Annotated in this window: 22 protein-coding genes, 2 tRNA genes and 1 pseudogene; 10 read left to right on the forward strand and 15 right to left on the reverse strand. The window is 62.5% G+C overall.

The features are described 5' to 3' along the window. Window positions 1-8: 8 nt before the first annotated feature. Genes Q8O80_RS01675 through Q8O80_RS01690 form a run of 4 tightly spaced genes read right to left on the reverse strand, consistent with a single transcriptional unit; the run spans window position 9 to window position 3974 of the window. Window positions 9-323 carry a hypothetical protein gene (locus Q8O80_RS01675; RefSeq protein WP_305576252.1) on the reverse strand — a complete coding sequence of 105 codons (315 nt, stop codon included), beginning with the start codon at window positions 321-323 and terminating at the stop codon, window positions 9-11. Next, window positions 320-1315, reverse strand: coding sequence for an FAD:protein FMN transferase (locus Q8O80_RS01680; RefSeq protein ID WP_305576296.1), 996 nt, complete (start codon window positions 1313-1315; stop codon window positions 320-322). Before Q8O80_RS01680 ends, Q8O80_RS01675 begins: the two co-directional genes overlap by 4 nt. Further along, a complete protein-coding gene (locus tag Q8O80_RS01685; RefSeq protein ID WP_305576254.1) occupies window positions 1305-3494 on the reverse strand; it encodes a PepSY domain-containing protein in 2190 nt (729 codons plus the stop codon). Before Q8O80_RS01685 ends, Q8O80_RS01680 begins: the two co-directional genes overlap by 11 nt. A 12-nt stretch (window positions 3495-3506) precedes the next feature. Continuing rightward, window positions 3507-3974 carry a DUF2271 domain-containing protein gene (locus Q8O80_RS01690; protein WP_305576256.1) on the reverse strand — a complete coding sequence of 156 codons (468 nt, stop codon included), beginning with the start codon at window positions 3972-3974 and terminating at the stop codon, window positions 3507-3509. Window positions 3975-4107: 133 nt separating this feature from the next. Between Q8O80_RS01690 and Q8O80_RS01695 the strand changes: the two genes are divergently transcribed. From Q8O80_RS01695 to Q8O80_RS01710, 4 genes are read left to right on the forward strand one after another with little or no spacing between them, the layout of a single operon-like run. Beyond that, window positions 4108-4764 (forward strand): response regulator transcription factor, encoded by a 657-nt coding sequence (locus tag Q8O80_RS01695; protein ID WP_305576258.1) that lies wholly within the window; start codon window positions 4108-4110, stop codon window positions 4762-4764. Then, the gene (locus Q8O80_RS01700) at window positions 4761-6152 is read left to right on the forward strand and encodes a HAMP domain-containing sensor histidine kinase (protein WP_305576260.1); all 1392 of its coding nucleotides are present in this window, start codon (window positions 4761-4763) and stop codon (window positions 6150-6152) included. The genes Q8O80_RS01695 and Q8O80_RS01700 overlap by 4 nt, the downstream gene beginning before the upstream one ends. Before the next feature lie 55 nt (window positions 6153-6207). Then, on the forward strand, window positions 6208-6915 hold the full coding sequence (locus Q8O80_RS01705) for a VIT family protein (RefSeq protein WP_305576262.1): 708 nt from the start codon (window positions 6208-6210) through the stop codon (window positions 6913-6915). Between the two features lie 36 nt (window positions 6916-6951). Beyond that, the gene (locus Q8O80_RS01710) at window positions 6952-7182 is read left to right on the forward strand and encodes an alpha/beta fold hydrolase (protein ID WP_305576263.1); all 231 of its coding nucleotides are present in this window, start codon (window positions 6952-6954) and stop codon (window positions 7180-7182) included. 712 nt (window positions 7183-7894) lie between these two features. Here Q8O80_RS01710 and Q8O80_RS01715 read toward each other — a convergent pair. The 4 genes and pseudogenes from Q8O80_RS01715 to Q8O80_RS01730 form a co-directional block, all read right to left on the reverse strand. Beyond that, window positions 7895-7971 (reverse strand) — tRNA-Asp (locus Q8O80_RS01715). 265 nt (window positions 7972-8236) lie between these two features. After that, window positions 8237-8312: transfer RNA gene (locus Q8O80_RS01720), tRNA-Val, on the reverse strand. 142 nt (window positions 8313-8454) lie between these two features. After that, a complete protein-coding gene (locus Q8O80_RS01725; protein WP_305576265.1) occupies window positions 8455-8727 on the reverse strand; it encodes an HU family DNA-binding protein in 273 nt (90 codons plus the stop codon). 208 nt (window positions 8728-8935) lie between these two features. Continuing rightward, window positions 8936-10124 (reverse strand): annotated as a pseudogene (locus tag Q8O80_RS01730) (TCR/Tet family MFS transporter). 248 nt (window positions 10125-10372) lie between these two features. Here Q8O80_RS01730 and Q8O80_RS01735 point away from each other — a divergent pair. The 4 genes from Q8O80_RS01735 to Q8O80_RS01750 all read left to right on the forward strand — a co-directional run bounded on the left by Q8O80_RS01735 (window position 10373) and on the right by Q8O80_RS01750 (window position 12148). After that, complete coding sequence (locus Q8O80_RS01735) at window positions 10373-10693, forward strand: helix-turn-helix transcriptional regulator (protein WP_305576267.1); 321 nt, start codon at window positions 10373-10375, stop codon at window positions 10691-10693. Continuing rightward, window positions 10690-11157, forward strand: coding sequence for an SRPBCC family protein (locus Q8O80_RS01740; RefSeq protein ID WP_305576269.1), 468 nt, complete (start codon window positions 10690-10692; stop codon window positions 11155-11157). The genes Q8O80_RS01735 and Q8O80_RS01740 overlap by 4 nt, the downstream gene beginning before the upstream one ends. Window positions 11158-11258: 101 nt before the next feature. Beyond that, window positions 11259-11717, forward strand: coding sequence for an SRPBCC domain-containing protein (locus Q8O80_RS01745; protein WP_305576271.1), 459 nt, complete (start codon window positions 11259-11261; stop codon window positions 11715-11717). A gap of 17 nt (window positions 11718-11734) precedes the next feature. Further along, entirely contained in the window at window positions 11735-12148 is a 414-nt protein-coding gene (locus Q8O80_RS01750; protein WP_305576273.1) for a GFA family protein, read from the forward strand. A gap of 67 nt (window positions 12149-12215) precedes the next feature. Here Q8O80_RS01750 and Q8O80_RS01755 read toward each other — a convergent pair whose 3' ends face one another. Both Q8O80_RS01755 and lon read right to left on the reverse strand, forming a co-directional pair. After that, the gene (locus Q8O80_RS01755; RefSeq protein ID WP_305576275.1) at window positions 12216-13187 is read right to left on the reverse strand and encodes a hypothetical protein; all 972 of its coding nucleotides are present in this window, start codon (window positions 13185-13187) and stop codon (window positions 12216-12218) included. A 131-nt stretch (window positions 13188-13318) separates the two neighbouring features. Continuing rightward, on the reverse strand, window positions 13319-15754 hold the full coding sequence (gene lon, locus Q8O80_RS01760) for an endopeptidase La (RefSeq protein ID WP_305576277.1): 2436 nt from the start codon (window positions 15752-15754) through the stop codon (window positions 13319-13321). A 425-nt stretch (window positions 15755-16179) separates the two neighbouring features. Between lon and rocF the strand changes: the two genes are divergently transcribed. After that, entirely contained in the window at window positions 16180-17148 is a 969-nt protein-coding gene (rocF, locus tag Q8O80_RS01765) for an arginase (RefSeq protein ID WP_305576279.1), read from the forward strand. Window positions 17149-17164: 16 nt separating this feature from the next. On the opposite strand, the gene Q8O80_RS01770 is transcribed toward rocF, so the two are convergent. Next, window positions 17165-18298: a citrate/2-methylcitrate synthase gene (locus tag Q8O80_RS01770; RefSeq protein ID WP_305576281.1), complete on the reverse strand. Its 1134-nt coding sequence runs from the start codon at window positions 18296-18298 to the stop codon at window positions 17165-17167. An 83-nt stretch (window positions 18299-18381) separates the two neighbouring features. Between Q8O80_RS01770 and Q8O80_RS01775 the strand changes: the two genes are divergently transcribed. After that, window positions 18382-19464 carry a citrate synthase/methylcitrate synthase gene (locus Q8O80_RS01775; RefSeq protein WP_305576283.1) on the forward strand — a complete coding sequence of 361 codons (1083 nt, stop codon included), beginning with the start codon at window positions 18382-18384 and terminating at the stop codon, window positions 19462-19464. Between the two features lie 64 nt (window positions 19465-19528). Here Q8O80_RS01775 and clpX read toward each other — a convergent pair whose 3' ends face one another. From clpX to Q8O80_RS01795, 4 genes are all read right to left on the reverse strand, one after another. Continuing rightward, window positions 19529-20806, reverse strand: coding sequence for an ATP-dependent Clp protease ATP-binding subunit ClpX (gene clpX / locus Q8O80_RS01780; protein WP_305576285.1), 1278 nt, complete (start codon window positions 20804-20806; stop codon window positions 19529-19531). Window positions 20807-20976: 170 nt separating this feature from the next. Then, entirely contained in the window at window positions 20977-21606 is a 630-nt protein-coding gene (locus Q8O80_RS01785; RefSeq protein ID WP_305576288.1) for an ATP-dependent Clp protease proteolytic subunit, read from the reverse strand. Window positions 21607-21950: 344 nt separating this feature from the next. Next, window positions 21951-22181: a hypothetical protein gene (locus Q8O80_RS01790; protein ID WP_305576290.1), complete on the reverse strand. Its 231-nt coding sequence runs from the start codon at window positions 22179-22181 to the stop codon at window positions 21951-21953. A 133-nt stretch (window positions 22182-22314) separates the two neighbouring features. Continuing rightward, window positions 22315-22934, reverse strand: a 620-nt coding sequence (locus Q8O80_RS01795) for an ADP/ATP-dependent (S)-NAD(P)H-hydrate dehydratase (protein WP_305576292.1), incomplete at its 5' end; no start/stop codon positions are given.

The following is a 22934-nucleotide window of genomic DNA, read 5'->3' on the forward strand; positions in this document are numbered from 1 at the left end:
TGGCTGACTCAGTCGTCATCGTCTCCACGCGCGTCACCGTCGTCTTGATGGCGGTCGCGATGGTCGTCGTCGTCGTCATCCCCTCGCGCTGGCGCGGGCATATTGACGGTAGCAAGGTCGGCCGCCGTGCACAGCACCGTGCCGGTGACGCGGCCGCTCGGCAGCATGAACGTGCCTTCGGTCTGGCTGCCCACACCAGCCGCCTGGCAGTGCTGGTAGATGAGATCTGGCGTCAGTTGGTCCCTTATTTCGGCTGCACTGGCGGGCAGCACAGCGCCCAGGCTGCACAGGGCGATGGCAAGTCCAATAGTCTGCGATTTCATGGTCTATCCTCCTTGGATATGGGGTCTTTGGTCGGGTGGGATGGCAGGATGTGTGGCCGTTCGATGAACAGTGCCTCAAGACCCTGCCGGGACGCGGTCGCGCCGCCGGCAGCCGGGCCCAGGACGAGCAGTGCCGTGGCCCAGGCATCGGCGGCCATGCAGGTCTCGGCGAGGACCGTTACGGCGGCAGGCCCGTCAGCGAGCGGCGCCTGAGAGCACGGGTCCATGGTGTGGCCATAGCGTATGCCATCACTATCGACGAAGTGCCGGTAGTCGCCAGATGTAGCAACGGCGCCATCGGTGAGCTCAATGACGCCCTGCGCCGCCCGGTGCCCAACGACGGGCTTTTCGACGGCGACGCGCCAGGGCGAGCCGTCGGGCTTGCCCCCCCTCGCGCGCAATTCGCCATCGATAGAAACGAGAAAATGGTCAATGCCGTGCGCCACCAGCACGCGGGCCAGCTCGTCGACGCCAAAGCCTTTGGCAATGCCGGAAAGATCGAGCGTGATCTCGGCATGCTTGCGAACGCGGTCGAGGGCACCGTCCAACTCCAGGCACCGATGGGCAGGGACTCTCGGTTCTGCCCGCAGGGCGGCGCAGCGGGTTTGGTCACCCTGGCTCCCGGCGCTGCCAAATCCCCATGCCGAAACGAGATCACCGACGCCGATATCAAAGGCACCGTCCGATTGGCGACCAATATCGATCGCTGCGGCCAATACCCTGCCAAGCTGGCTGGGCACGGCAAACCAGGCCTTTGTCGGCGCGCGGTTCAGTCGCATCAGGTCGGAGTCCGGCTTCCAGGTCGACATCTGGGCATCCACTGCATCGACCGCCGCCTGCAAGCCATGGCGCAGCCCTGGCAGGTCGCTGGTGGCAGGAGCGTAGAACACGGCTGAATAGCGCGTTCCCATCGTCGGGCCGCTGACCACCTGCCGGATAAGCGGCAAGGCTATCGGGTCGGGATGCGGCCATTCGCTTCGCTTAGTACGCATCTTCAAGGTACATTCCCTTCTGCTTTAGGGCATCCACGCTGAGGCCCAGCGGCGCCAAACAAGTGTCGATCGCCGCCCGTACGCCATCGGCCATGTCACGACCGCCACACACCATGATTTGCGCCCCCTGCCCGACGAGCCGGCGCAGCGTCTCCGCCTCGTCCGTCAGCAGGCTCTGCACATAGCCGCCGCCCAGAACACGGGAGAAAGTCGCGTTCAGCGATGCCAGGCGCCCATCGTCCAGCGCTGACTCAAGGTCGTCGCGATAGAGGAAGTCCGACGCCGGATCGCGTCCGCCAAAGAACATATGCACAGGTCGGCGATTGCGGTTGTGGCGCACAAACCCCGCCAGGGGGGCGACCCCGGCTCCGGCGCCGATCAGGATCAGCGGCCGGCGCCCGCCGTCGGGCCGGAAGTCTGGATTGGGCCGAATGAATATGTCGATCTCGCCGCCCGGTGCCAGCGAATGGAGGAACTCCGAGCAGAGCCCGCCAGCTTGCTTGCGCACGCAGATTTCCAGCATGCCATCGCTTGATGCCGAGGCCAGGGAATAGTAGCGCGGCTGGTCGCTACCGGGGGGGACGATGCCGACCAGATCGCCGACGTTGAAGCGGGGCAGCCGGCCACCGAAGTGCCTATTGGGCTCGGGGACCTTGAACTTGAGGACCACCACGGGGGCCTGGACCTCCATGCCATAGAGGGTCCGCTCGGCCAGCACGAGTCTGCTTGTCGGTGGTAGCTTGGGGGCGTGGCTCAACACCAGCGACATGCCAAGCTGCAGGCCGAGCAGGCTGCCCCAGGCAGCGAAGTCTCCTGCCGACTGGCGATCAACGCCAGTGAACGGGACCAGACGGCGCAGGCCCTTGGCCGCGAGAGCCGCATCGACCTCGGCCGCAAAGCCGCAGAAATGCGCAAAGCTCTGGTCGCCAAACCCCAGCACGGAAAAACTGGGCGTCGAGGCAAAACGCTCGAGCTTGGCCAGGAACTGGCGCGCCGAGGCCGGTGCCGCGCCGTCGCCATAGGTGGCCGCAAGCACGATCAGCCGGGCGGCTTGGGGATAGCTGCCGCGCAGGTCGTTCATGGCGGCCACATGGACGCGCTGGCCCTGCTGCGTCAGGGCAGCATGCAGGGTTGCGGCAAAGCCCCAGCTACTGCCGGCCTCGCTGCCGACCAGGACGATGGTATCGGCGTCGCGCCAGGGCGCATTGCCGACGATGCGCGGCGTGCTGCGGCGGCGGGTCCACCAGATGATGGTGCCGGTCACGGCCAGCAGCGGCACGGCCAGCGCGCCAAGGCCTACCAGGAGCGCGATCAACGGCGCACCCTGCCCTGTGTGCAGCAGGTAGACGAATTCATAGGCCTGTTGCCACACGCCATTGGGCGTGAATGAAAGCATCGCCCCCGTGCCCTGATCGACATAGCCCTGCCCGGCACTGGTGGTCACGGTGAAGACGTCACTCGCGTCGCCAACCGCCGGAAAGCTCAGTTCGCGCAGGTCGGAGAGCGGCAGAGCGGTGAGCGCATCGAGGGATGCAATAGGGGCAGCACCCTCACCAGCGCTTGCCGGGGGAAGCGAGAACATCTCGGCAGCGTTTTCGGGTAGCAGCTCGAAATTGACCGCCGACATATAGGCGCCCGACAGCGAGGTCAGGAGCAGCACGGCCACCCCGATGCGGGCCAGATCGGTGTGCAGCCGCTGCGAGCCGGTGCCGCGCGAACCGGCAAGGAGCTTGCGCCAGCCACCCATTTTGGCAACCAGCAGCAGCATCCCGCTGACAGCGAGCGTCAGGATGGCAAGGGCGGCAAGCCCGGCCATGCCATGCCCGAAGCTGCCGAGCAGGAAGGAGCGATGCAGATCGGTAATGAAACTGAAGAACGCCGATGGCGCATAGGCGCCCACGGCAGCGCCGCTATCGGGATCGACGACGACAGCGCTGCGAACCCCGTCCTCCAGCGTATAGGCGACAAGTTGCCCCGATGCCGAACGCACGAGCCGCTCGACCCCGGGCAGATCCTGCGCCACTCGATCGGCCACCGTCGCAACGCTGAGGCTGCCAGTCGCCGGGATCGTGGTGACGGCATCAGCGATTGGCTGCAGCGAGAGAACGAAGCCCGTAGCCGCCATGAAGATGACGAGCAAGGCAGCAGCAAGACCTGCAAAAGAGTGGAAGCGGCGCATGGACATACCTCGCTAGAGACCGAGGGAGATGGTGTCGACGTAGCCCGTGCCGGTTGCCGTGGCGGACGTGGACGTGAGCGCAATCACCGCATCGTCGGCATACTGGCCGCCATGCTCGACCGCACTATCGACGTGGATCTGATAGCCAGCGTCGAGCAGCGTGTCGGCGAGGTTGGCATGGACGGTCAACGTCTGGCCGCCGCCAACGCTGGCGCCGGTGACGCCGTCGAGGTTGAGTGATCCGGCGGTGGACGCAGCGCGGGCCCAGCCGCGCAGGTCGCCATAGTATTTTGATTTTTGGCCAGAAACCCAAAGGGTGGAATTGTAGCTCCCGTCCGGATTGGTCAGATACACCGCCAGATAGGCTGCAGGGCCGGAATACTGCACCAGGCTCGTTTCGATGGTGACATCCCGGGCCATGGCCACAGTTGGGGCAACGAGGGCTGTTGCCAGCATCAGCATGGTAGCGAGTTTCTTCATGATCGGACTCCTGATCCATTTGTTCGATGCCGCACTTGCATCATGCCAAGCTGACGGCAGCCTGAAGCAGGCAAGGTTTCTTGTTCAGCCTGGTGTAAGGTTAGGCCGCTATGCGGTGCCGGGGAGCCCAACCATGCGAGTCCTGTTGATCGAAGATGACCATGTGCTGGGCGGCGCCATCCGCGATCATGTATTGTCCACCGGCCATGCGGTCGACTGGATGCAACGGCTCGACGATGCAAGGCTGGCCCTTGCCAGCGTTCCCTACGAGCTGGTGCTGCTCGACCTCAACCTGCCCGATGGCCGTGGTCTCGATTTGCTGAAGGAACTCCGGTCGACCGGCAATGCGGTGCCGGTAATCATCACTACGGCGCAGGATCAGGTCGCCATCCGCATCGAGGGTCTCAATTCCGGCGCAGACGACTATCTGGTCAAGCCGTTCGACCTGGCCGAGATGGGGGCCCGCATCGCCGCGGTGGCCCGCCGCTATGGCGGCAACCCTGCGCCCGAGATCACCTCTGCCGGTGTGACCATCGACCTGGGGCGACGCGCCGTCAGCGTTGCCGGCGAAAAAGCCAATCTGACGGCGCGGGAATGGGCGGTGCTCGAGCGCCTGCTGGCGCGCCGCGGCGGCATCGTCACCAAGTCGGAGATCGAGGACTCACTCTATGCCTTTGGCGCGGAAGTGGAGAGCAATGCGGTGGAGGTCTATGTCAGCCGGCTGCGCAAGAAGCTGGGTCGAGACTTCGTTCAGACTATTCGCGGCCTCGGCTACCAGGTGAATGCATGAAGCGGCGCCCCTCGATTGCCCTCCGCTTGGCGCTCGGCCTCACCGCCGGCATGGCCTTGCTGTGGATCGGCGCCGCGGCCATTTCGGTCGGCGTCATGCAGCACGAACTCAACGAGGCTTATGACGACAGCTTGGAGCAGAGCGCTCAGCGCCTGCTGCCACTTGCCGTGCACGACCTGCGCGAACGGCGCGAAGGCGGGCGCCTGGTCGTCGGCACTGACATAGAGGAAGACAGCGACGGCGACCGCGAAGAGCGGGGCGGTGACGAGGAGCGCGTCAGGCCCGTGCCGCACGATTCCAGCTTCACCTACATCGTATTCAATAGTCTGGGCGATATCGTGCTGCGCGATCAACACGCGGATGACCTCGTTGTGCCCGCTGACCTGCCGGATGGCTTCGCCGATATCGATGCTCAGCGCAGCTTCGGCCTGAGGGATCGCAGCGGCTTTTCCATCCGCGTTGTCGAAACCAGCGACCGGCGCCTCAATGGGCTGATGGACGCCATCTACGCTCTCGGATTTCCCCTGCTCGCCCTTCTGCCTCTGATGGCCGGCGGTGTCTGGCTGGCCATGCGCCTGGCGCTCCGACCGCTTGAGGCGCTGCGCCGCGATATTGCCAAGCGGGACAGCCGGAACCTGCAGCCACTCCTATCGGACGGCCATCCAGCCGAGCTCGCCCCGATTGCCGAGGCTATCGGCGCCCTGATGTCCCGCTTGAAGTCAGCTCTCGATGCTGAGCGTTCATTTGCGGCTCGAAGCGCCCACGAACTGCGAACCCCGATCGCCGGTGCCTTGGCGCAGACCCAGCAGTTGGCCGCGGAGCTTGGCAACGGTCCAAGCGCAGCGCGGCTTGCAGAAATCGAAAGGTCGCTGAAGCACCTGGCCACACTGTCGGAAAAACTGCTGCAGATGGCTCGCATCGAGGCCGGGTTTGCCCGTTCTGACCTTGAAACGAATCTGCGGCCGGTGCTGACCATGGTGGTTGACGACATCAATGCCACCACGATTTGGCACGACCGGGTACGGATCGATACCGCAACCGCCAATCTCATAGCGCCCATGGATCCCGATGCCTTCGCCATCGCACTGCGCAATCTGATCGAAAATGCGCTCAAGCATGGAGCACCGACCCATCCGGTGCATATTCTGTACGACAACGGGACGGTGCGTGTTCGCAATGCCGGCAAGCTGGTCGAGGCTGCTGAACTGAGCCGTCTCGGGCAGCCCTTCATGCGCGGCGCCACCACGGCGGACGGCAGTGGCCTCGGCCTATCCATTGCGCGGTCGATCATCGAGCAGGCCGGCGGTGCCTTATCCCTTCATTCTCCCGCCCCCGGCGCGATTGATGGCTTTGAAGTCGTGTTGGTGCTTCCCAAAACACGACGCTAAGTAGCAAACTGCCCATGGCGCATCCAAACGGGCACAGAACTCAAGGTAGAACGACATGAGCCTTCCTTACCAATCTGCCCATGAGGAGATCCACTTCATCAACCGCGCCGGCTGGCTGCGGGCCGCCGTGCTGGGCGCCAACGATGGTATCGTCTCGGTGTCCTCGCTAATCGTTGGCGTCGCCGCGGCAGATCCAAGCCCTGGCGCCGTGCTGATCGCCGGCGTGGCGGGGCTGGCCGCCGGTGCCATGTCCATGGCGGCAGGAGAATATGTCTCGGTCAGCTCGCAATCCGACATCGAACGCGCCGACATCTCGCGCGAAAGACAGGCTTTGATAGACACGCCGGTCGAGGAAGAGGCCGAACTCGCTTCGATCTACGAGTCGCGCGGGCTATCGCCGGCCACAGCGGCGCTGGTCGCCAGGGAAATGACCGAAAGAGACGCTCTGAGTGCCCATGTGCAAGACGAGCTTGGCCTATCGGAAGTCCATAGTGCCAATCCCCTGCAGGCGGCACTGGCCTCGGGCTTGACCTTTACCATAGCCGCCGCCTTGCCGCTGATCGCGGCCGTGCTGGCGCCTGCGGGCACGATTATTCCAGTAGTGGTGGTCACAACCCTGATCTGCCTGGCAGGGCTGGGCGCGCTGGGTGCTCAAGCGGGCGGCGCCCCAAAGCTGCGCCCCACCGCGCGCGTCCTGTTCTGGGGCGCGGCCGCTATGGCTGTCACCGCGCTCATTGGCCGTCTTTTCGGCGTGAGCGTTTAGCGCCGAGCTGTGCGCGAGTGAGGCAGTGTCATTGCCGTGTTCTTCAACAGTCACAACGATAGGCTCGACGTCCCGATGCTGGTGGTCGGCGCCGAGTTTTCGACAGCTTCCGCTTTGCCCATAATGGAACGATCATTTATCGCTCATGGTGTGACCAACATTGAAACCCTGGTCATTGAGGGCTCAGGACACTGGCTCGCGGAGGAACAGCCCGAAGCGACGGTGCAGGCCATCTCGACCTTTGCGACAAACGTGTTCCGAAAGTAGGACGATGAAGGTCAACGTGAGCTCTCAAACAACACCTGTGCGTGCCAGTTGCCACTGCGGTGGCATCGAACTCACATTGGTCCGCCCACCGACAGAGGTCGTCGAATGTCACTGCAGCTTGTGTCGACGGTACGGCGTGCTCTGGGCGTACTACGAGGTGAACGAGATCCAGGGGATGCCGGGTTCCGGTACCACGGACAGCTACGCTTGGGGCCCTAAGAATGTTGACTTCCATCGGTGCGTCACATGTGGCTGCTTGGTGCTTTGGGCACCAAGGGCAGCCGGAAGGACCATGCATGGGATCAACGCAAGGTTGCTTCCGCCAGAAGTCCTTAGAGCAGCAACAATACGTCAGAAGACGCCAAGTCCGTAGCAAGGCCGCCATCCGAACCGGCAGGATTGGGATCGAGCGCACAATAGCGGCGGATTCGGACGTGCAATTCACTGCTGTCGATTGTCATCAGCCTACGTCAGTGCAGGCCGTCAGCAGTGGCATGCCCATCACAACTCGCAGGGCTTTGTTCTTTATGAGATGGGGAACCCGATCGATCAGAACCAAGGGCTTCGAAAACGTAAATGCAGTTAGTGCGGCAGCAGTTCGAGTAGCCGACGAAGCGCACAAGAATGGGCGCAATCATCTGAGCGAAGAACACAGCAAGTTCAAAAAGTTGAAACTGTAGGGGAGTGAAACGCGCAAACCCTGGGAAAAGGGTGGCGCGAGAGACGGGGCTCGAACCCGCGACCTCCGGCGTGACAGGCCGGCGCTCTAACCAACTGAGCTACTCCCGCAGCGGCGGATGAACTGGTCATCTGCGCAACGTGGGGTTCGTTTACCGACCCCCTCGGGTCAAGTCAAGCAAGCAAATCCAGATTGCTGCGACATTTTCGAGAATGCGTCGTACACTGTGGAAAAAGGACACGCTATCAGCCCTTAACGACGGTTTTTTAATCTGAATTTTTAGAATGACACCCCCTTCGATCGCCGGCACCATACCGGGCCCATCGGTTGGCAGACTGTGCACGGTGAATGCCATTTCTGCGAACGGGGGAAGAATGGTGGGCGATGACGGGCTCGAACCGCCGACATCTTCGGTGTAAACGAAGCGCTCTACCAACTGAGCTAATCGCCCGCTTCGGTCGCGTCGACCGTTGCAAGGTGGCCCTGATTACGGTCCCTGCCCGCTATCGTCAACCATGAAATGCGCTGGACATGAAAAGGCCCCGGCGCAAGGCGCTCGGGGCCGATCACAGCATCAGTCAAGATGACTGAACTTAGTTGATCGCGTCCTTCAGGCCCTTGCCGGGCTTGAACTTGGCCTGGTTGGAAGCCGGGATCTGGATCTCGGCGCCAGTAGCAGGGTTACGGCCGGTCGAGGCCTTGCGCTGCGACACGGCAAAAGTGCCGAAGCCAACGAGACGGACTTCGTCGCCAGCCTTGAGTGTGTCGGTGATTGCGGCAAACACTGCGTCAACCGCTTCACCGGCCTGTGCCTTAGTGATCGTCGCTTTGTCGGCGACAACGCCAATCAGATCGTTCTTGTTCATTGCGTTTCCTCAGAGTGAATTGCCCGCCCTCGCTGGCAAATAGTAAAACACGGCAACCCTTGGTCGATTCTGAGTGAAACGCAAGGATTTCCGGGCTTTTGGCGAGGCCGGACGGTGCAGAACTGTTAATGGACCGGAAATACCCGTCCCACAAGTCCGCAATGTCAGTTTAGGCAGGTTTTCCGGGGGATTTCCGCCCAAATCAAGGTTATGCACTGACCTTTGGTGCCACAATCGGGCGCCGCCGGATTCCCAGCATCAGCGGCAGGGCCAGCAGATAAATCGCGGCTCCGACAATCCAGATTAGCCCCGGCCACTCGTTTCTGACGCCGAAATACACGAAGCTGAAGAACAGTGGCCCGCCCACCGCCGCCAGGCTCACCAGACTCGCGAGCACGCCTTGCAGCTGGCCCTGCTTGTCCGGCCCCACCTGTGTGGTCACCAGCGATTGCAGGGCCGGCATGCCGATACCGCCCAGGGCAAACAGTGGCGCCAGCGCGAACAATACCCAGCCCTGCGTCGCAAAACCCAGCACGATCAGCGCCGTCAGTTCGCAGCCCATGCCTATAATCAGCGCCCAGCGCTCCCCCAGCCTGGCCACGGCCGGGCCGGTGAGAAACGCCTGTGCGCCAGCATGGAATACCCCGAAAGCGCCGAGCGACAGGCCGATTGTCAGGCCAAGCTGTCCTCGCTGAACAGCGCCCACATAGTGCCGTACATGGTGCCGACGAAATTCATGATGACGAAAATCGCCATCAGGGGAATCAGCGCCGCGAAGGAGAATGCCCAGCGCAGTGGCTTGAACGGGTTGAGAGTACCGAGGTCGAACCGGGCGCCAGGCTGGCCCGGTCGCGATTCGGGAAGCACGAACAGCGCCAGCGCGAAATTGAGGCCATTGAGCAGCGCTGCCGCCACAAAGGGCGCCCGCACCCAGTAGTCGCCCAATAGCCCACCCAGCACCGGCCCGATGATGAAGCCAATGCCGAACATGGCGTGAAACAGCCCAAAGCGCCTGGCCCGCTCACCTTCGCTGGAAATATCGGTGATATAGGCCGTCGCCACGGCCATATTGGCACTGGTCACCCCGGAAACGGCGCGCCCCAGTACCAGCATCCACAATTCGGGCGCCAGGGACATGACAAGATAGTCGATCGCCGCGCCGGCCAGCGAGATCAGCAGGACCGGACGCCGACCAAAACGGTCGCTGAGCACGCCCAGAATGGGTGAGAACAGGACTGGCAGGCCGAATACAGCGCCAGCATGATGCCCAGCAGGGTCGCCACTTCGCTGATATGGCCGACATCGCGCAGCAGGGCCGGCAAAATGGGAAAGATCAGGCCGATCCCCACCGCATCAAGCGTGACGGCGGTCAGAATGACGACAAGGGCCCTGTTCAAGTTTCGTTCCTCCTCAGTTCCGCCGTTCCGGGCACAAGGTTGTAACCACTTCACAGCGCCGTTACAAGATTTGTTCCGTTTTTGTTCCCACGCATGCCGCTACCACAATGGCGACCGGTGCTGACAAATTTCGGCAGGAGCAATTGCGCCTGCACCTCTCGCGTCGTACCAGCGGAAAGGGCAGGCAGATACCTGCCCTTGACATGCAGTCATTTGACTGCATATTCTGTTGCAGATTTGAGAGAACAATGGACGCAGACAAGGTTTTCAAGGCTCTGGCCGATCCGACCCGCAGGAGGCTGCTCGACCTTCTGCACGAGAAAAATGGCCAGACGCTCAGCCAGCTTTGCGAAAATCTGGCGATGACTCGGCAATCGGCAACGCAGCACCTCGCCTTGCTGGAAGACGCCAATCTGGTGAGCACGGCAAAGCGCGGCAGGGAGAAGCTGCATTTCATCAACCCCGTGCCCCTGCACGACATCTACGAGCGCTGGGTACGCAAATTCGAACTTGAGCGGCTTAAGGCGCTGCACGACCTGAAGACGGAACTCGAAGGAAACCAGGAATGACCGCCAAAGAAACCATCAGCTTTGTCTATGTTACCTATATCCAGTCGACCCCGGAGAAGGTGTTCGCAGCCATTACCCGACCAGACCTGGCAAGGCGCTACTGGGGCCATGAGAATGTGTCGGACTGGAAGCCCGGGTCCCGCTGGGAACATATCCGCGCCAATGACGATCGCACCGTCGAACTGGTCGGCAAGGTGGTCGAGGTATCCCCACCCAAACGTCTTGTCATGACCTGGACGAATGCGTCGCAGGAAGCAGACCCCGACAGCTACAGCCGCGTGACATTCGACATCGAGGAATATGAGGACATGGTACGGCTCACCGTCGCCCATGACGACTTGCTGGCCGGCGGCGGCATGGCCAAGGGCGTCACCAAGGGCTGGCCGCTAGTCCTGTCCAGTCTGAAGTCATTCCTCGAGACGGGCCGTGCGCTCGACGTCTTCGCCAAACCCAAGGCCGCCTGACGGCCGCCAGTAGCGCAATCAACTTTCTATCCGGCCGCAGTCAGTGCTCGCCCAGGGCATGGACAGGTGCGCGCCGGCCACAACGAGCCAAGGAGCAACCCATGACGACCGAAAGCTACACAACCACATTCAGGGTGAACCAGAGCCCGGAGGCCGCCTTTGCCGCCATTATCAACCCCCGCGCCTGGTGGAGCGGCGCCTTCGAGGGAGATACGGCCGCACTCGGCGATGTGTTCACCTATCGCTACCAGGATCTGCATTATTCGCGGCAGGAGGTCACCGAACTTGTGCCAGGCCGACGCGTCGCCTGGGATGTCCTGGACGCCGACCTCAGCTTCCTCAGGGATCGTTCCGAATGGACCGGCACCACGATCGCCTTCGACATCGTCGGCACCGGTAGCCGGACCGAAGTCACTTTTACCCATGTCGGCCTCAAGCCCGAGGTAGAGTGCTACGACACCTGTGCGGACGCCTGGACCGCGCTGATCCAAGGCAGCCTCAAGCAGTTGATCGAAACCGGCAAGGCGGATCTGCCAGAGCTGGCCGGGCCGGTTGTATGACGCAAGGCGCCCAACCTATGACAATATCCTATGCTGGCGGCTGCGCCTGTGGCGCGATCCGTTTCGAGACAGGTCAGCGGCCCATCTTCCAAAACCACTGCCAGTGCCTGGATTGCCAGAAGCGCAGTGGTACCGACCACAGCTCCTACCTCACCTTTCCGCGCCGGAGCGACATGCGGATCACCGGCCAGGCGTCGGAATGGCGCGTCACTGCGGACAGTGGGCATGACAAGCTCCATGCCTTCTGTCCCAATTGTGGCACGCCGGTATACCTGACCTTCACCGCCATGCCGGACCTGATCGCGGTCCATGCCAGTGCCCTGGATGATCCCGGTCAGTTCAACCCACAGGCCCTGACCTACAGCATGCGTGGTCCTGCCTGGGGTGTGATCGATCCGTCGGTGCAGAGGTTCGAGCGCATGGCGGGTTAACGCTCGGCGAACCTACCGCACTGACCAAGAAAACGGCGGCCCTTTCGGACTGCCGTTGCTCATCCGGTCACACCGCCCGGGGGGTTGCCACCATCTCGGCACCAAACCGGCGTAGGACACGTAGTGCCAGGAGCGTATTCCATCTGCTGGGCAGCCCAACCTGTTCCATCTGGAAATGGACCTGGCCGGGATGTGCCGCCGGCAAGAGCCATCTTCCATCCGACCGCTGCTTTGAGGCCACGATCACCAGTGCATCCGACATGCGGGAATCCCAGGGCTGACCGGCGGCCCGAAAATGGTCCAACGCGCGGAGAATGTTGAACCTCCAGCGCGGCGGGAACGCAAAGCGCAACATTTGCGGACTTATGATCTCACCAGTGCGTTGCGAGCGAAACAGGCGGTGCCGGAGCATGAACGCGCGTGCCGACGCTGCCGCCTCAACCAGCTCAGGCAGCCGATAGGCATAGCCACTCGCGGTGTATTGCTGAATTCCCTCGGCCACCGACAGGCTGGAATGCAATGAGCTGTGCTGCGCGCCCGACATATTCCTGCGGCAGTTGAACCCGCCATCGTCCATCCGCTGCGCAAGGATGAAATCGACGATGGATTGCAGATCGGTCTCCGGGCTGTGGAAGTAGGATGCATAGTTGAGAAACATGCCATTGACGCAGACATCGCTCACCGGGATCGACCGGGCCGGGCCAATTCCACCATCGGGCCTCTTCTCCTCAGAAGCGATCTTGGCAATGCTCTGCCGAATCTGTTCGTTGCGCGGGTCGATCTCCAGCGTCCTGAGGTCGAGCAGCGTATAATGCGAGCTGATCCACTTGGGCTGATAGAACCCCTGCCCCCAGCTGCCGTCAGCATGACGTGCGGCAAGAAAACGCCTACCCCACCCCTCACCTGCTATCCGGGCCTGCAACTGCTGGTCCTTATCGTCCAGCAGGTCGCGCCGGGCCTGAAAGGCTATGGCGACATCGCCAGCAAGCAGCCAGTCAATGACCGCCGGATCGGCATAATCTCCCACCGCCTGCGTCACCACATGTCTCCGACTTCCGTGTCGAACGAGCGTAAGTCGGAAGCGCGGCAGTGAATTTGATCTCTATCAAGCGCTCAAACAAAAACGGCGGTCCTTGCGGACCGCCGTTTGCGTTCATTGCTTCGTCCGGCCTAATGCGGCAGGCCGGTCGTGGTGTCGTCCGTCGGCGCATCGACCTTGGCGGCCGCAGCGGCAGCCGCAGCTTCAAAGTCCCACTCGATCGGCACAGGTTGGCTGACCAGCGCATGCTTGATCACCTGGTCCATCCGGCTGACCGGGATGATCTCCATCCCTTCCTTGACGATATCCGGGATCTCGGCGAGATCGCGGACATTTTCCTCAGGAATCAGCACTGTCTTGATGCCGCCACGGAGCGCTGCAAGCAGCTTCTCCTTGAGGCCACCAATCGGCAGCACCCGGCCACGCAGGGTGATCTCGCCAGTCATGGCGACATCATTGCGCACGGCAATGCCGGTCATCACCGAGACAATCGCCGTCGCCATGCCGATACCCGCCGATGGACCGTCCTTGGGCGTTGCGCCTTCGGGCAGGTGCACGTGGATATCGCGCGTGTCAAACATGGGCGGCTTGATGCCGAACTCGATCGACTTGGACCGGACATAGGCCGTGGCTGCCGTCAGCGATTCCTTCATCACTTCCTTGATGTTGCCGGTCACGGTCATCCGACCTTTACCCGGCGTCATCACGCCTTCGATGGTCAGCAGTTCGCCACCCACCGAGGTCCAGGCCAGCCCGGTCACCAGACCGACCTGTGCCTCGGCTTCGATCTCACCATGGGTGTAGATGTCGGCACCCAGGAACTTGGTCAGCTTTTCTTCGTCGATGACCACTTTCTTGACCTTGGTCTTGACGATTTCGGTCACCGCCTTGCGCATCAGCTTGCTGATTTCGCGCTTGAGGTTACGCACACCCGCTTCACGAGTGTAGCGCTGGATCAAGGCCGTCAGCATCTCGTCACTCAGTTCGAACTCGCCATGGGCGAGGCCGTTTTCCTTGAGCGTTTCCGGGATCAGGTGCTGCTTGGCGATCGCGTGCTTCTCCTGCTCGGTGTAACCGGACAGGCGAATGATCTCCATGCGGTCCATCAAGGGGCCCGGAATGTTGAGCGTGTTCGAAGTGGTGACGAACATCACATCGCTCAGATCATAATCGACCTCGAGATAGTGATCGGCAAAGGTGTGGTTCTGTTCCGGATCGAGCACTTCAAGTAGTGCTGAACTCGGATCGCCCCGGAAGTCCTGGCCCATCTTGTCGATCTCGTCGAGCAGGAACAGCGGGTTGGACTTGCCCACCTTCTTGAGCGACTGGATCACCTTGCCGGGCATGGAGCCGATATAGGTGCGGCGATGGCCGCGGATTTCGGCTTCATCCCGTACCCCGCCCAGCGCCATGCGCACGAAGGCACGGCCGGTCGCCTTGGCAATCGACTTGCCAAGCGAGGTCTTGCCGACGCCCGGAGGGCCGACGAGACACAGGATCGGGCCCTTTGGCGAGCCGGTACGACCTTGCACGGCCAGATACTCAAGGATGCGTTCCTTGACCTTTTCGAGGCCATAGTGATCTTCGTCGAGCACCTTCTCGGCCAGCACCAGATCGCGCTTGACCTTGCTCTTCTTGCCCCAGGGCAGGCCGAGCAATGTATCAAGATAATTGCGCACCACGGTGGCTTCAGCCGACATCGGGCTCATCGCCTTAAGCTTTTTCAGCTCGCTTTCCGCCTTGAGCTTGGCTTCCTTGGACAGACGGGTCTTGGCAATGCGCTCCTCGATCTCGGCAATCTCGTTGGAGCCCTCTTCACCGTCACCCAGTTCCTTCTGGATCGCCTTCATCTGCTCGTTGAGATAGTACTCGCGCTGGGTCTTCTCCATCTGCCGCTTGACGCGGCCACGGATGCGCTTTTCCACCTGCAGCACGCCGATTTCGCCTTCCATCAGGCCAAGGATCTTGCCGAACCGCTCGATCACCGAGACGCAGGACAGCAGGTCTTCCTTTTCGGCGATCTTGATCACCAGATGGCTGGCAATGGTATCGGCCAGCTTGGAGTGATTTTCGATCTGCCCGACAGCCGCAACTACTTCCGCTGAAATCTTCTTGTTCAGCTTCACATAGTTTTCGAACTCGGCCAGCGCCGAACGCGACAGCGCCTCGATCTCGACCGCGTCTTCAGCCGGCTCAGGCAGGATGGAACCCTCAGCCTCGAAATAGTCTTCGGTCTGCAAATAGCGATCAATGGTGGCGCGATGCAGCCCTTCGACCAGCACCTTGACGGTGCCGTCCGGCAACTTGAGCAACTGCAATACCGTCGCAATGGTACCGGTGTCGTAGATCTGATCGGGAGCCGGATCGTCGTCCTGGGCATTTTTCTGGGTTACGACAAGGATGTGTTTGTCGTCGCGCATGACTTCCTCAAGCGCCTTGACCGATTTTTCGCGGCCGACAAACAGCGGCACGATCATGCCGGGGAACACCACGATATCGCGCAGCGGGAGTACCGGGTAAACGCGATCCCGGCTTGCTTCGCCGCCTGTGGGAATAACGTCCGTCATCTCGTATCCTTTCCGGGGCGCGCGGGGAGAGGAAGAGAGGTGCGCGCCCGTAGTAGTAGACAGCTCCAGACATTGAGGCTGGGCTGATTCCAGTTAATAAATAGGTCCATCTACCGCTGCCGCAAGTCAACTGTGCCGGAAAACTGACGGTTAACGTCAACATGCACACAAGATATGCAATTGGGCCGGAAACACCGGTGTGCCTTGACCGCAGGGTGGATGCGGGCACGACTGGATACCGTGCCCTATGCACCGTTAGATGCGCATGCTGGCCCACAAGATCAAGCGCGCTGGCGGGTTTGTGTACCGCTATCACGCAGCACGGCGGATAACCCCGCCAACGGGCTGGCTCCCGCGCCCTCCTCTCCTGCATAGTGTGGTCGACGTCGCCGTTCCCACTACCCCGACCAGAGCAGGACCATGCCATGAGCCAGCCGGACTTTCTCGCCATCGACCTGTTCGGCATTGCCTGCGACGCTGGCGCATCGCGGCGCGGCTGCACCATGGGTCCAGACGCCATGCGCATTGCCGGGCTCGCCGATGTGCTATCGGGCCTCGGTCACGCCATCACCGATCACGGCGACATCGCTGCCGCCGCCACACCCCACACCATCTGGCAATCGCCAGAGCGCCGCCAGGCTGCTGTGCTGGCCATGGCGGCCCAAAGCAGCCAACAGGCCGCGGCAGCGCTTGGCGCAGGGCGCCTGCCGGTATTCATCGGCGGCGACCATAGCCTCTCCATCGGCACCCTGTCGGGCGTCGCGCAGCACTGCGACGCGACGGGCAAGCCGCTCTTCGTGCTGTGGGTTGATGCGCATGGCGATTTCAACACCCCGGCCACCTCGGAGACCGGCAATATCCACGGCATGCCGCTGGCCCTGCTCTGCGGCGAACCCGATTTTGGACCGGAGTTCTCCGGCCCCTGGCGAGGCACGATTGATCCGCGCCATGTCACCGTGTTCGGCGCCCGCTCGATTGACCGTCCCGAGCGCCAGTTGCTGGAAGATCGCGGCGTCGAGGTTATCGACATGCGGCGCATTGACGAAATGGGCGTGGTCGCCCTGATGCGTGAGGTGCTGGCTCGCGTGGAGGCGGTCGGCGGTCATTTGCATGTCAGTCTCGATGTCGATGTCATCGACCCTGCCATCGCCCCGGGCGCTGGCACCCCGGTCGCAGGCGGTCTCAGCTTCCGCGAGGCGCATCTGGTGATGGAAATGATCCACGACAGCGGCACCATGGGTTCGCTCGACGTGGTGGAGCTCAATCCCTATCTCGACAATGCCAGCATGAGCGCACGCCTGCTGGTGGATTTGACGGCCAGTCTATTCGGTCGCCAGATCATGCCACGCCAGAGCGTGCGCACAGGCGTGGACGCCACCGTCCGCGGCATTTGAGGGCGTATAGACCGCTCTAATGGTCGGCAGCGGCCGCGACATAATGCGCGCGCGGTCGGATCAGCTGGCCGCCTTTGGCCTGCTCCAGCCCGTGCGCCAGCCAGCCAACGCTGCGCGCCAGCGCAAACAGGACCATGGGCGCCTCATGGGGCAGATCATGGGCCTCGCTCAGCGCCGCCAGCGCAAAATCGATATTGGCCCGCTCGCCGGTAATCTTGTAGGCCGCCGCATGCAGCGCCGCATAATGTTCGGGGGGCGTAAAGCGCCCAAACAGCGCCGCCGCGCGAATGTCGCCATCGGGATAGAGCGGGTGGCCGAAGGCCGGCAGTTTCACGCCCTGCCCCAGCCGCGCCAGCACTGCCGCCTCGGCCCCCAGGCTCTTGGCCTGCCCCGCCAGAGCCTGCGCCGCGACGCTGGCACCGCCGTGCAGCGGCCCGCTCAACGTCGCCAGCCCCGTCAGCACCCCGGCCGACAAGGGCGCGCCCGTGGAAATGGTGATCCGCGCGGCAAAGGTTGAGGCATTGAGTTCGTGGTCGGCCAGCAAGACCAGCGCCCGGCGGATGATATCGGCGGCCCCCACTCGGTCCCAGGCTAGGGCCAGCGCCACGTGTAACGGATCAGTTGCCGATCGCCCGCCCGCCAAAGCGCTGGCGACGCTGGCAAATACCGAAATGGCTTCCACCCGCAGGATCAGCTCGGAGCGGCCAATACTGGGTGCGTCATTGGCCGCACGTTCGGCCAGCGCCATAAAGGCGGCCTGCAGCGATGGCTCGGCGCCGCGGGTCCGCACCGGCAGTTGAAACGGCTCGGCCCCCCACAGCAGCGCGGCCATGCCTTCCAGCGTGCCATGCTCGGCCAGTTCCACCGCATCCTGACCGCGATACAGCAAGCGGCCGTCGACAATGGTCGACAGGCTTGAGGGCATCACCGGCTCGCCCCAGCGGATCGCCTCCGCTGCCACGGTTTCTTGCCGCCGCCGTCCCGCCGCGCGCTGGGCCAGCCGCCGCACATCATCGCCGCGATAGAGGCTCTTGCGGCTGTCATCGGGGTCGCGCTTCGCCTTGATTCGGCCCCGGCTGACATTGGCGTATAGCGTCTGGGGCCGGGTCCCCAACAATGTCAGGGCCTCTGGGGCAGTCAGCCAGTCCATCGCTACACATTGATCCAATTGGTCAAGATTGACGTCAATCTAGACGCTCCTAATTTGGCGGGCAACAACCATAGGAGAACAAGATGAACGCTGGCCTTGAAGATGTCGTCGCCGCCCAGACGGTATTGTCCGATGTCGACGGCAAGAATGGCCGCCTGATCGTGCGTGGGGTCTCACTTGATGATCTGGTCGCCACCAGCACCTACGAAGATGTGCTTGGCCTGCTGTTTGACGGCTTCTTTCCGCTGTCCGGCGCCATGCCCGGCGCCCTTGGGACGGCCCGTCTGGCAGTGTTCGAGCATCTCGCCGCCGCCGACCCCGCGCTGGTCGCCCTGCCACCGGTCGATGGCATGCGTGCTTTGCTCGCTCGCCTCGCCGACGGCGATGATCTGCAGAGCGCCCTGCGCCTGGTTGCGGCCCCTGCCGTCTTCATCCCTGCCCTGTTGCGCCTCAAGGCAGGCCAGGCCGCCCTTGCACCGGACCCATCGCTGCCCCATGCCGCCGATACCCTGCGCATGCTGACCGGCGCCATGCCCACCCAGCAACAGGCCGCCGCGCTCGATTGTTATCTGGTCACCGTCGCCGACCATGGCCTCAACGCCTCCACCTTTGCAGCCCGCGTCGTGGCCTCAACCCGGGCCGGGCTGACCTCGTCGGTACTGGCCGCGCTCAGCGCCCTCAAGGGCCCGCTGCATGGTGGTGCCCCCGGGCCGGTGCTCGACATGCTTGACGCCGCAGCAAGTCCCGAGCAGGCGCCGGCCTGGATTGCCGCCGAACTGGCGCGCGGCCATCGGCTGATGGGCTTTGGCCACCGCGTCTATCGGGTCCGCGACCCGCGCGCCGATGCCCTCAAGGCCGCCCTGCGCCGCCTCGCCAGTGCCGGCGCCATCGACCCGGCCCGGCTGGCACTTGCCGAAGCGGTCGAAACCGCCGCCCTGGCCCAGCTCAAGGCCAAAAAACCCGACCGACCGCTCGACACCAATGTGGAATTCTACACCGCCCTGCTGCTCGAAGCCCTCGGCTTCCCGCGCGCGGCCTTCACCGGCGTCTTTGCCATGGGCCGCGTCGGCGGCTGGATCGCCCATGCCCGCGAGCAGGCCGAAACCGGCAAGCTGATCCGGCCAAGCTCGGACTATGTGGGGCCACAGCCGCAGGCGGCGGCCTGAAACGGCCCAAACAGAAAACGCCGGACCCAAGGGCCCGGCGCTTTCAATTCGGTCTACGAAAAACCTATGCCCCGGCGGGCAGGTCTTCCTTCTTGCGCTCGGAGTAGATGTACAGCGGACGCACGTCCTTGCCGTTCACCACTTCGGCGCTGATCACCACTTCTTCCACGCCTTCGAGCGAGGGCAGGTCGTACATGGTGTCGAGAAGGATGCCTTCCATGATCGAACGCAGGCCGCGCGCACCGGTCTTGCGTTCAATGGCCTTCTCGGCGATCGCCTTGAGGGCCTCATCCTTGAAGGTCAGTTCCACGTCTTCCATCTGGAACAGCCGCTGGTACTGGCGCACCAGCGCGTTCTTGGGCGAGGTCAGGATTTCGATCAGCGCGGAAATATCCAGATCTTCCAGCGTTGCGAGCACCGGCAGACGGCCGATGAATTCCGGGATCAGGCCGAAACGGACCAGATCTTCGGGGGCAACGTCAGCCAGAATCTGGCCCACGCGACGATCATTGGGGTCCTTGACCACGGCCGAGAAGCCGATGCCCGAACCTTCGCCGCGCGCCGAGATGATCTTTTCCAGACCCGAGAAGGCACCACCGCAGATGAACAGGATATTGGTCGTATCCACCTGCAGGAATTCCTGCTGCGGATGCTTGCGACCACCCTGGGGCGGCACCGAGGCAACGGTACCTTCCATGATCTTGAGCAGTGCCTGCTGCACGCCTTCGCCTGAAACGTCGCGGGTGATGGACGGATTGTCCGACTTGCGGCTGATCTTGTCGACTTCGTCGATATAGACGATGCCGCGCTGGGCCTTCTCGACATTGTAGTCGGCGGCCTGCAGCAGCTTGAGGATGATGTTCTCCACATCCTCGCCGACATAGCCGGCCTCGGTCAGCGTGGTGGCATCGGCCATGGTGAAGGGCACATCAAGGATGCGCGCCAGGGTCTGCGCCAGCAACGTCTTGCCCGAACCGGTTGGGCCGATCAGCAGGATGTTGGACTTGGAAAGTTCAATATCCTGGTTCTTGGACGAGTGGTGCAGGCGCTTGTAGTGATTGTGGACGGCCACGGAAAGCACGCGCTTGGCGCGGAACTGGCCGATGACGTAATCATCGAGCACCTTGCAGATATCTGCCGGTGTCGGCACGCCCTCGGAGGACTTGACCATCGAGGTCTTGTTCTCTTCGCGGATGATGTCCATGCACAGTTCTACGCATTCATCACAGATGAACACGGTCGGACCGGCGATCAGCTTGCGAACCTCATGCTGGGATTTCCCGCAGAACGAGCAATAAAGCGTGTTCTTTGAGGTTTCGCCGTTTGTCGTCTCTTTGGACATCTGTTCACTCCCGGGGGCAGAGCGCCCCCAAAACCAAGCGTATCCTCAAGGGTAACGCCTGGGCCTAAAGAAAGTCTAAGCCGAACCGATCCTAAAGACCGATCCGGCTTGGTGCAATCGCACATGGATCACAGTCCACGGCGCATCAGCATTGTGCTTAACGCAGCCAATTAGCTCGCGGTCTCGGGCACGATGCGCTTGTCGTGCACGCTATCGATCAGGCCAAAGGTCATGGCCTCCTCGGGTGACAGGAAGCGATCACGCTCGAGAGCGTTCTCGATTTCCTCATATGTGCGGCCGGTGTGCTTCTCATAAATCTGATTAAGGCGTCGCTTTAAACCCTCGACTTCCTTGGCATGAATCATGATGTCGGTGACCTGACCCTGGAACCCGCCGGAGGGCTGGTGAACCATGACGCGCGAGTTTGGCAGGCTGGTACGCATACCTTTCTCGCCGGCGGCCAACAGTAGCGAGCCCATCGAAGCGGCCTGCCCCATCACCATGGTGGCGATGGCCGGACGGATGAACTGCATGGTGTCATAAATCGACAAGCCAGAGGTCACCACGCCACCGGGCGAATTGATATAGAGCGCGATTTCCTTTTTCGGGTTCTCTGATTCGAGGAAAAGCAGCTGCGCCACGATCAGCGACGCCATATTGTCCTCGACCACACCAGTCACGAAAATGATGCGCTCGCGCAGCAAGCGCGAATAGATGTCGAAAGCGCGTTCGCCGCGGTTGGATTGCTCCACCACCATCGGAACGAGCGTATTCATGTAGATATCGTGCGGATCCCGCATGTACTGCCCCTTTGCTGCGCCAGTTCGAGACTGGCTAGCATTGTCGTTGGTTGGGACACGGTGGCCACCCGGACCAGAAATTGTAGCCCGGGGATCGTGTCAATTCGAATCAGCGCGACTGCGCACCTGCAGCCGCCGCATCACTGTGCGGTACGGGCACAGATAGGCGGCAATGCGGCGCGCTTCAATAGGCCGGACGCCGCGTCGGCCATTCTCATGGCGCGGGGTTAATTGCGCGTTGCGGAAAATGCAAACCAAAACTGGCTCTTGCGGTGATTACCCGGTGAGCCGTGCGGCTCAGCGGAATCACCAGCGATGGGCCACAACGCTCAACCGAAACCGAATTAGGCCGAGAAACTGACGGCCACGCCCTTTTTCTTGAAATAGGACTGCATGATCTTGCGGCCCTGACGATTGGACTGCGCCAGCTTGGCGGGCTCGAAGACGGCTTCCTTCACGCCTTCACGCGCCATGGCCGCCTTGAGCGCAGCAATATGGCTTTCCAGTTCGTCATTGTCGTTCTTGATCGACGCATAGATATTGTCGATGGCTTGGGTCAGGGTCAGCTCGCTCAAAATCGGCACTCCATGGCTCGTTGCCACTCCACTAGCGGTTTTTCCAGCAAGGGCAACCCGCCCATTGCATTGCGCGGCGACCTTCCGCGCTCAGCCAACTTTTTTCAGGCAGCGGTTTCTTCCGCGACCGGTATCAAAGACTGGCCAGCACACCCGGCACCAGCAGGGGTAAATCTTCGCTGATCAGCCCCGGAGAGCCAAACCGGTTTGCGGCTTCGGCGTGCAGCCAGACAGCTGCACAGGCAGCTTCCCAGCCGTCCATACCCTGCCCCAGCAAACCGGCCACCATGCCGGCCAGCACGTCGCCCGAGCCCGCTGTGCCCAGCCAGGCCGGCGCATTGGCATTGATCGCTGCCCGCCCGTCGGGGCTGGCAATCACCGTATCGCTGCCCTTGAGCACGATGATAGCACCGGAAAGGACAGCTGCCGCCCGCGCCCGCTCCAGCTTGCCGCCCGGCACCGTGCCGAACAAGCGCTCGAACTCGCCTTCATGGGGGGTCAGCACCACAGGCCGTCCCTGCGCCTTGATGGCACCCGCCATGGCGTCAACATCGCCGCCAAAGCTGGTCAGCGCATCGGCATCAAGCACGGCGGCTGCGCCCGATTCCAGCACCATCAGGACATTGTCGCGCGTCTTTGGCCCAACGCCCGCGGCGGGCCCGATCACCACGGCATTCATCCGCTTGTCGGCCAGCAGCGCGGCCAGCGCGGCGCGATCCTCGGCCGGCTTGAGCATCACCGCTGTAACGTGGC

The organism is Devosia sp. (assembly GCF_030689745.1).
Classification (GTDB): domain Bacteria; phylum Pseudomonadota; class Alphaproteobacteria; order Rhizobiales; family Devosiaceae; genus Devosia; species Devosia alba.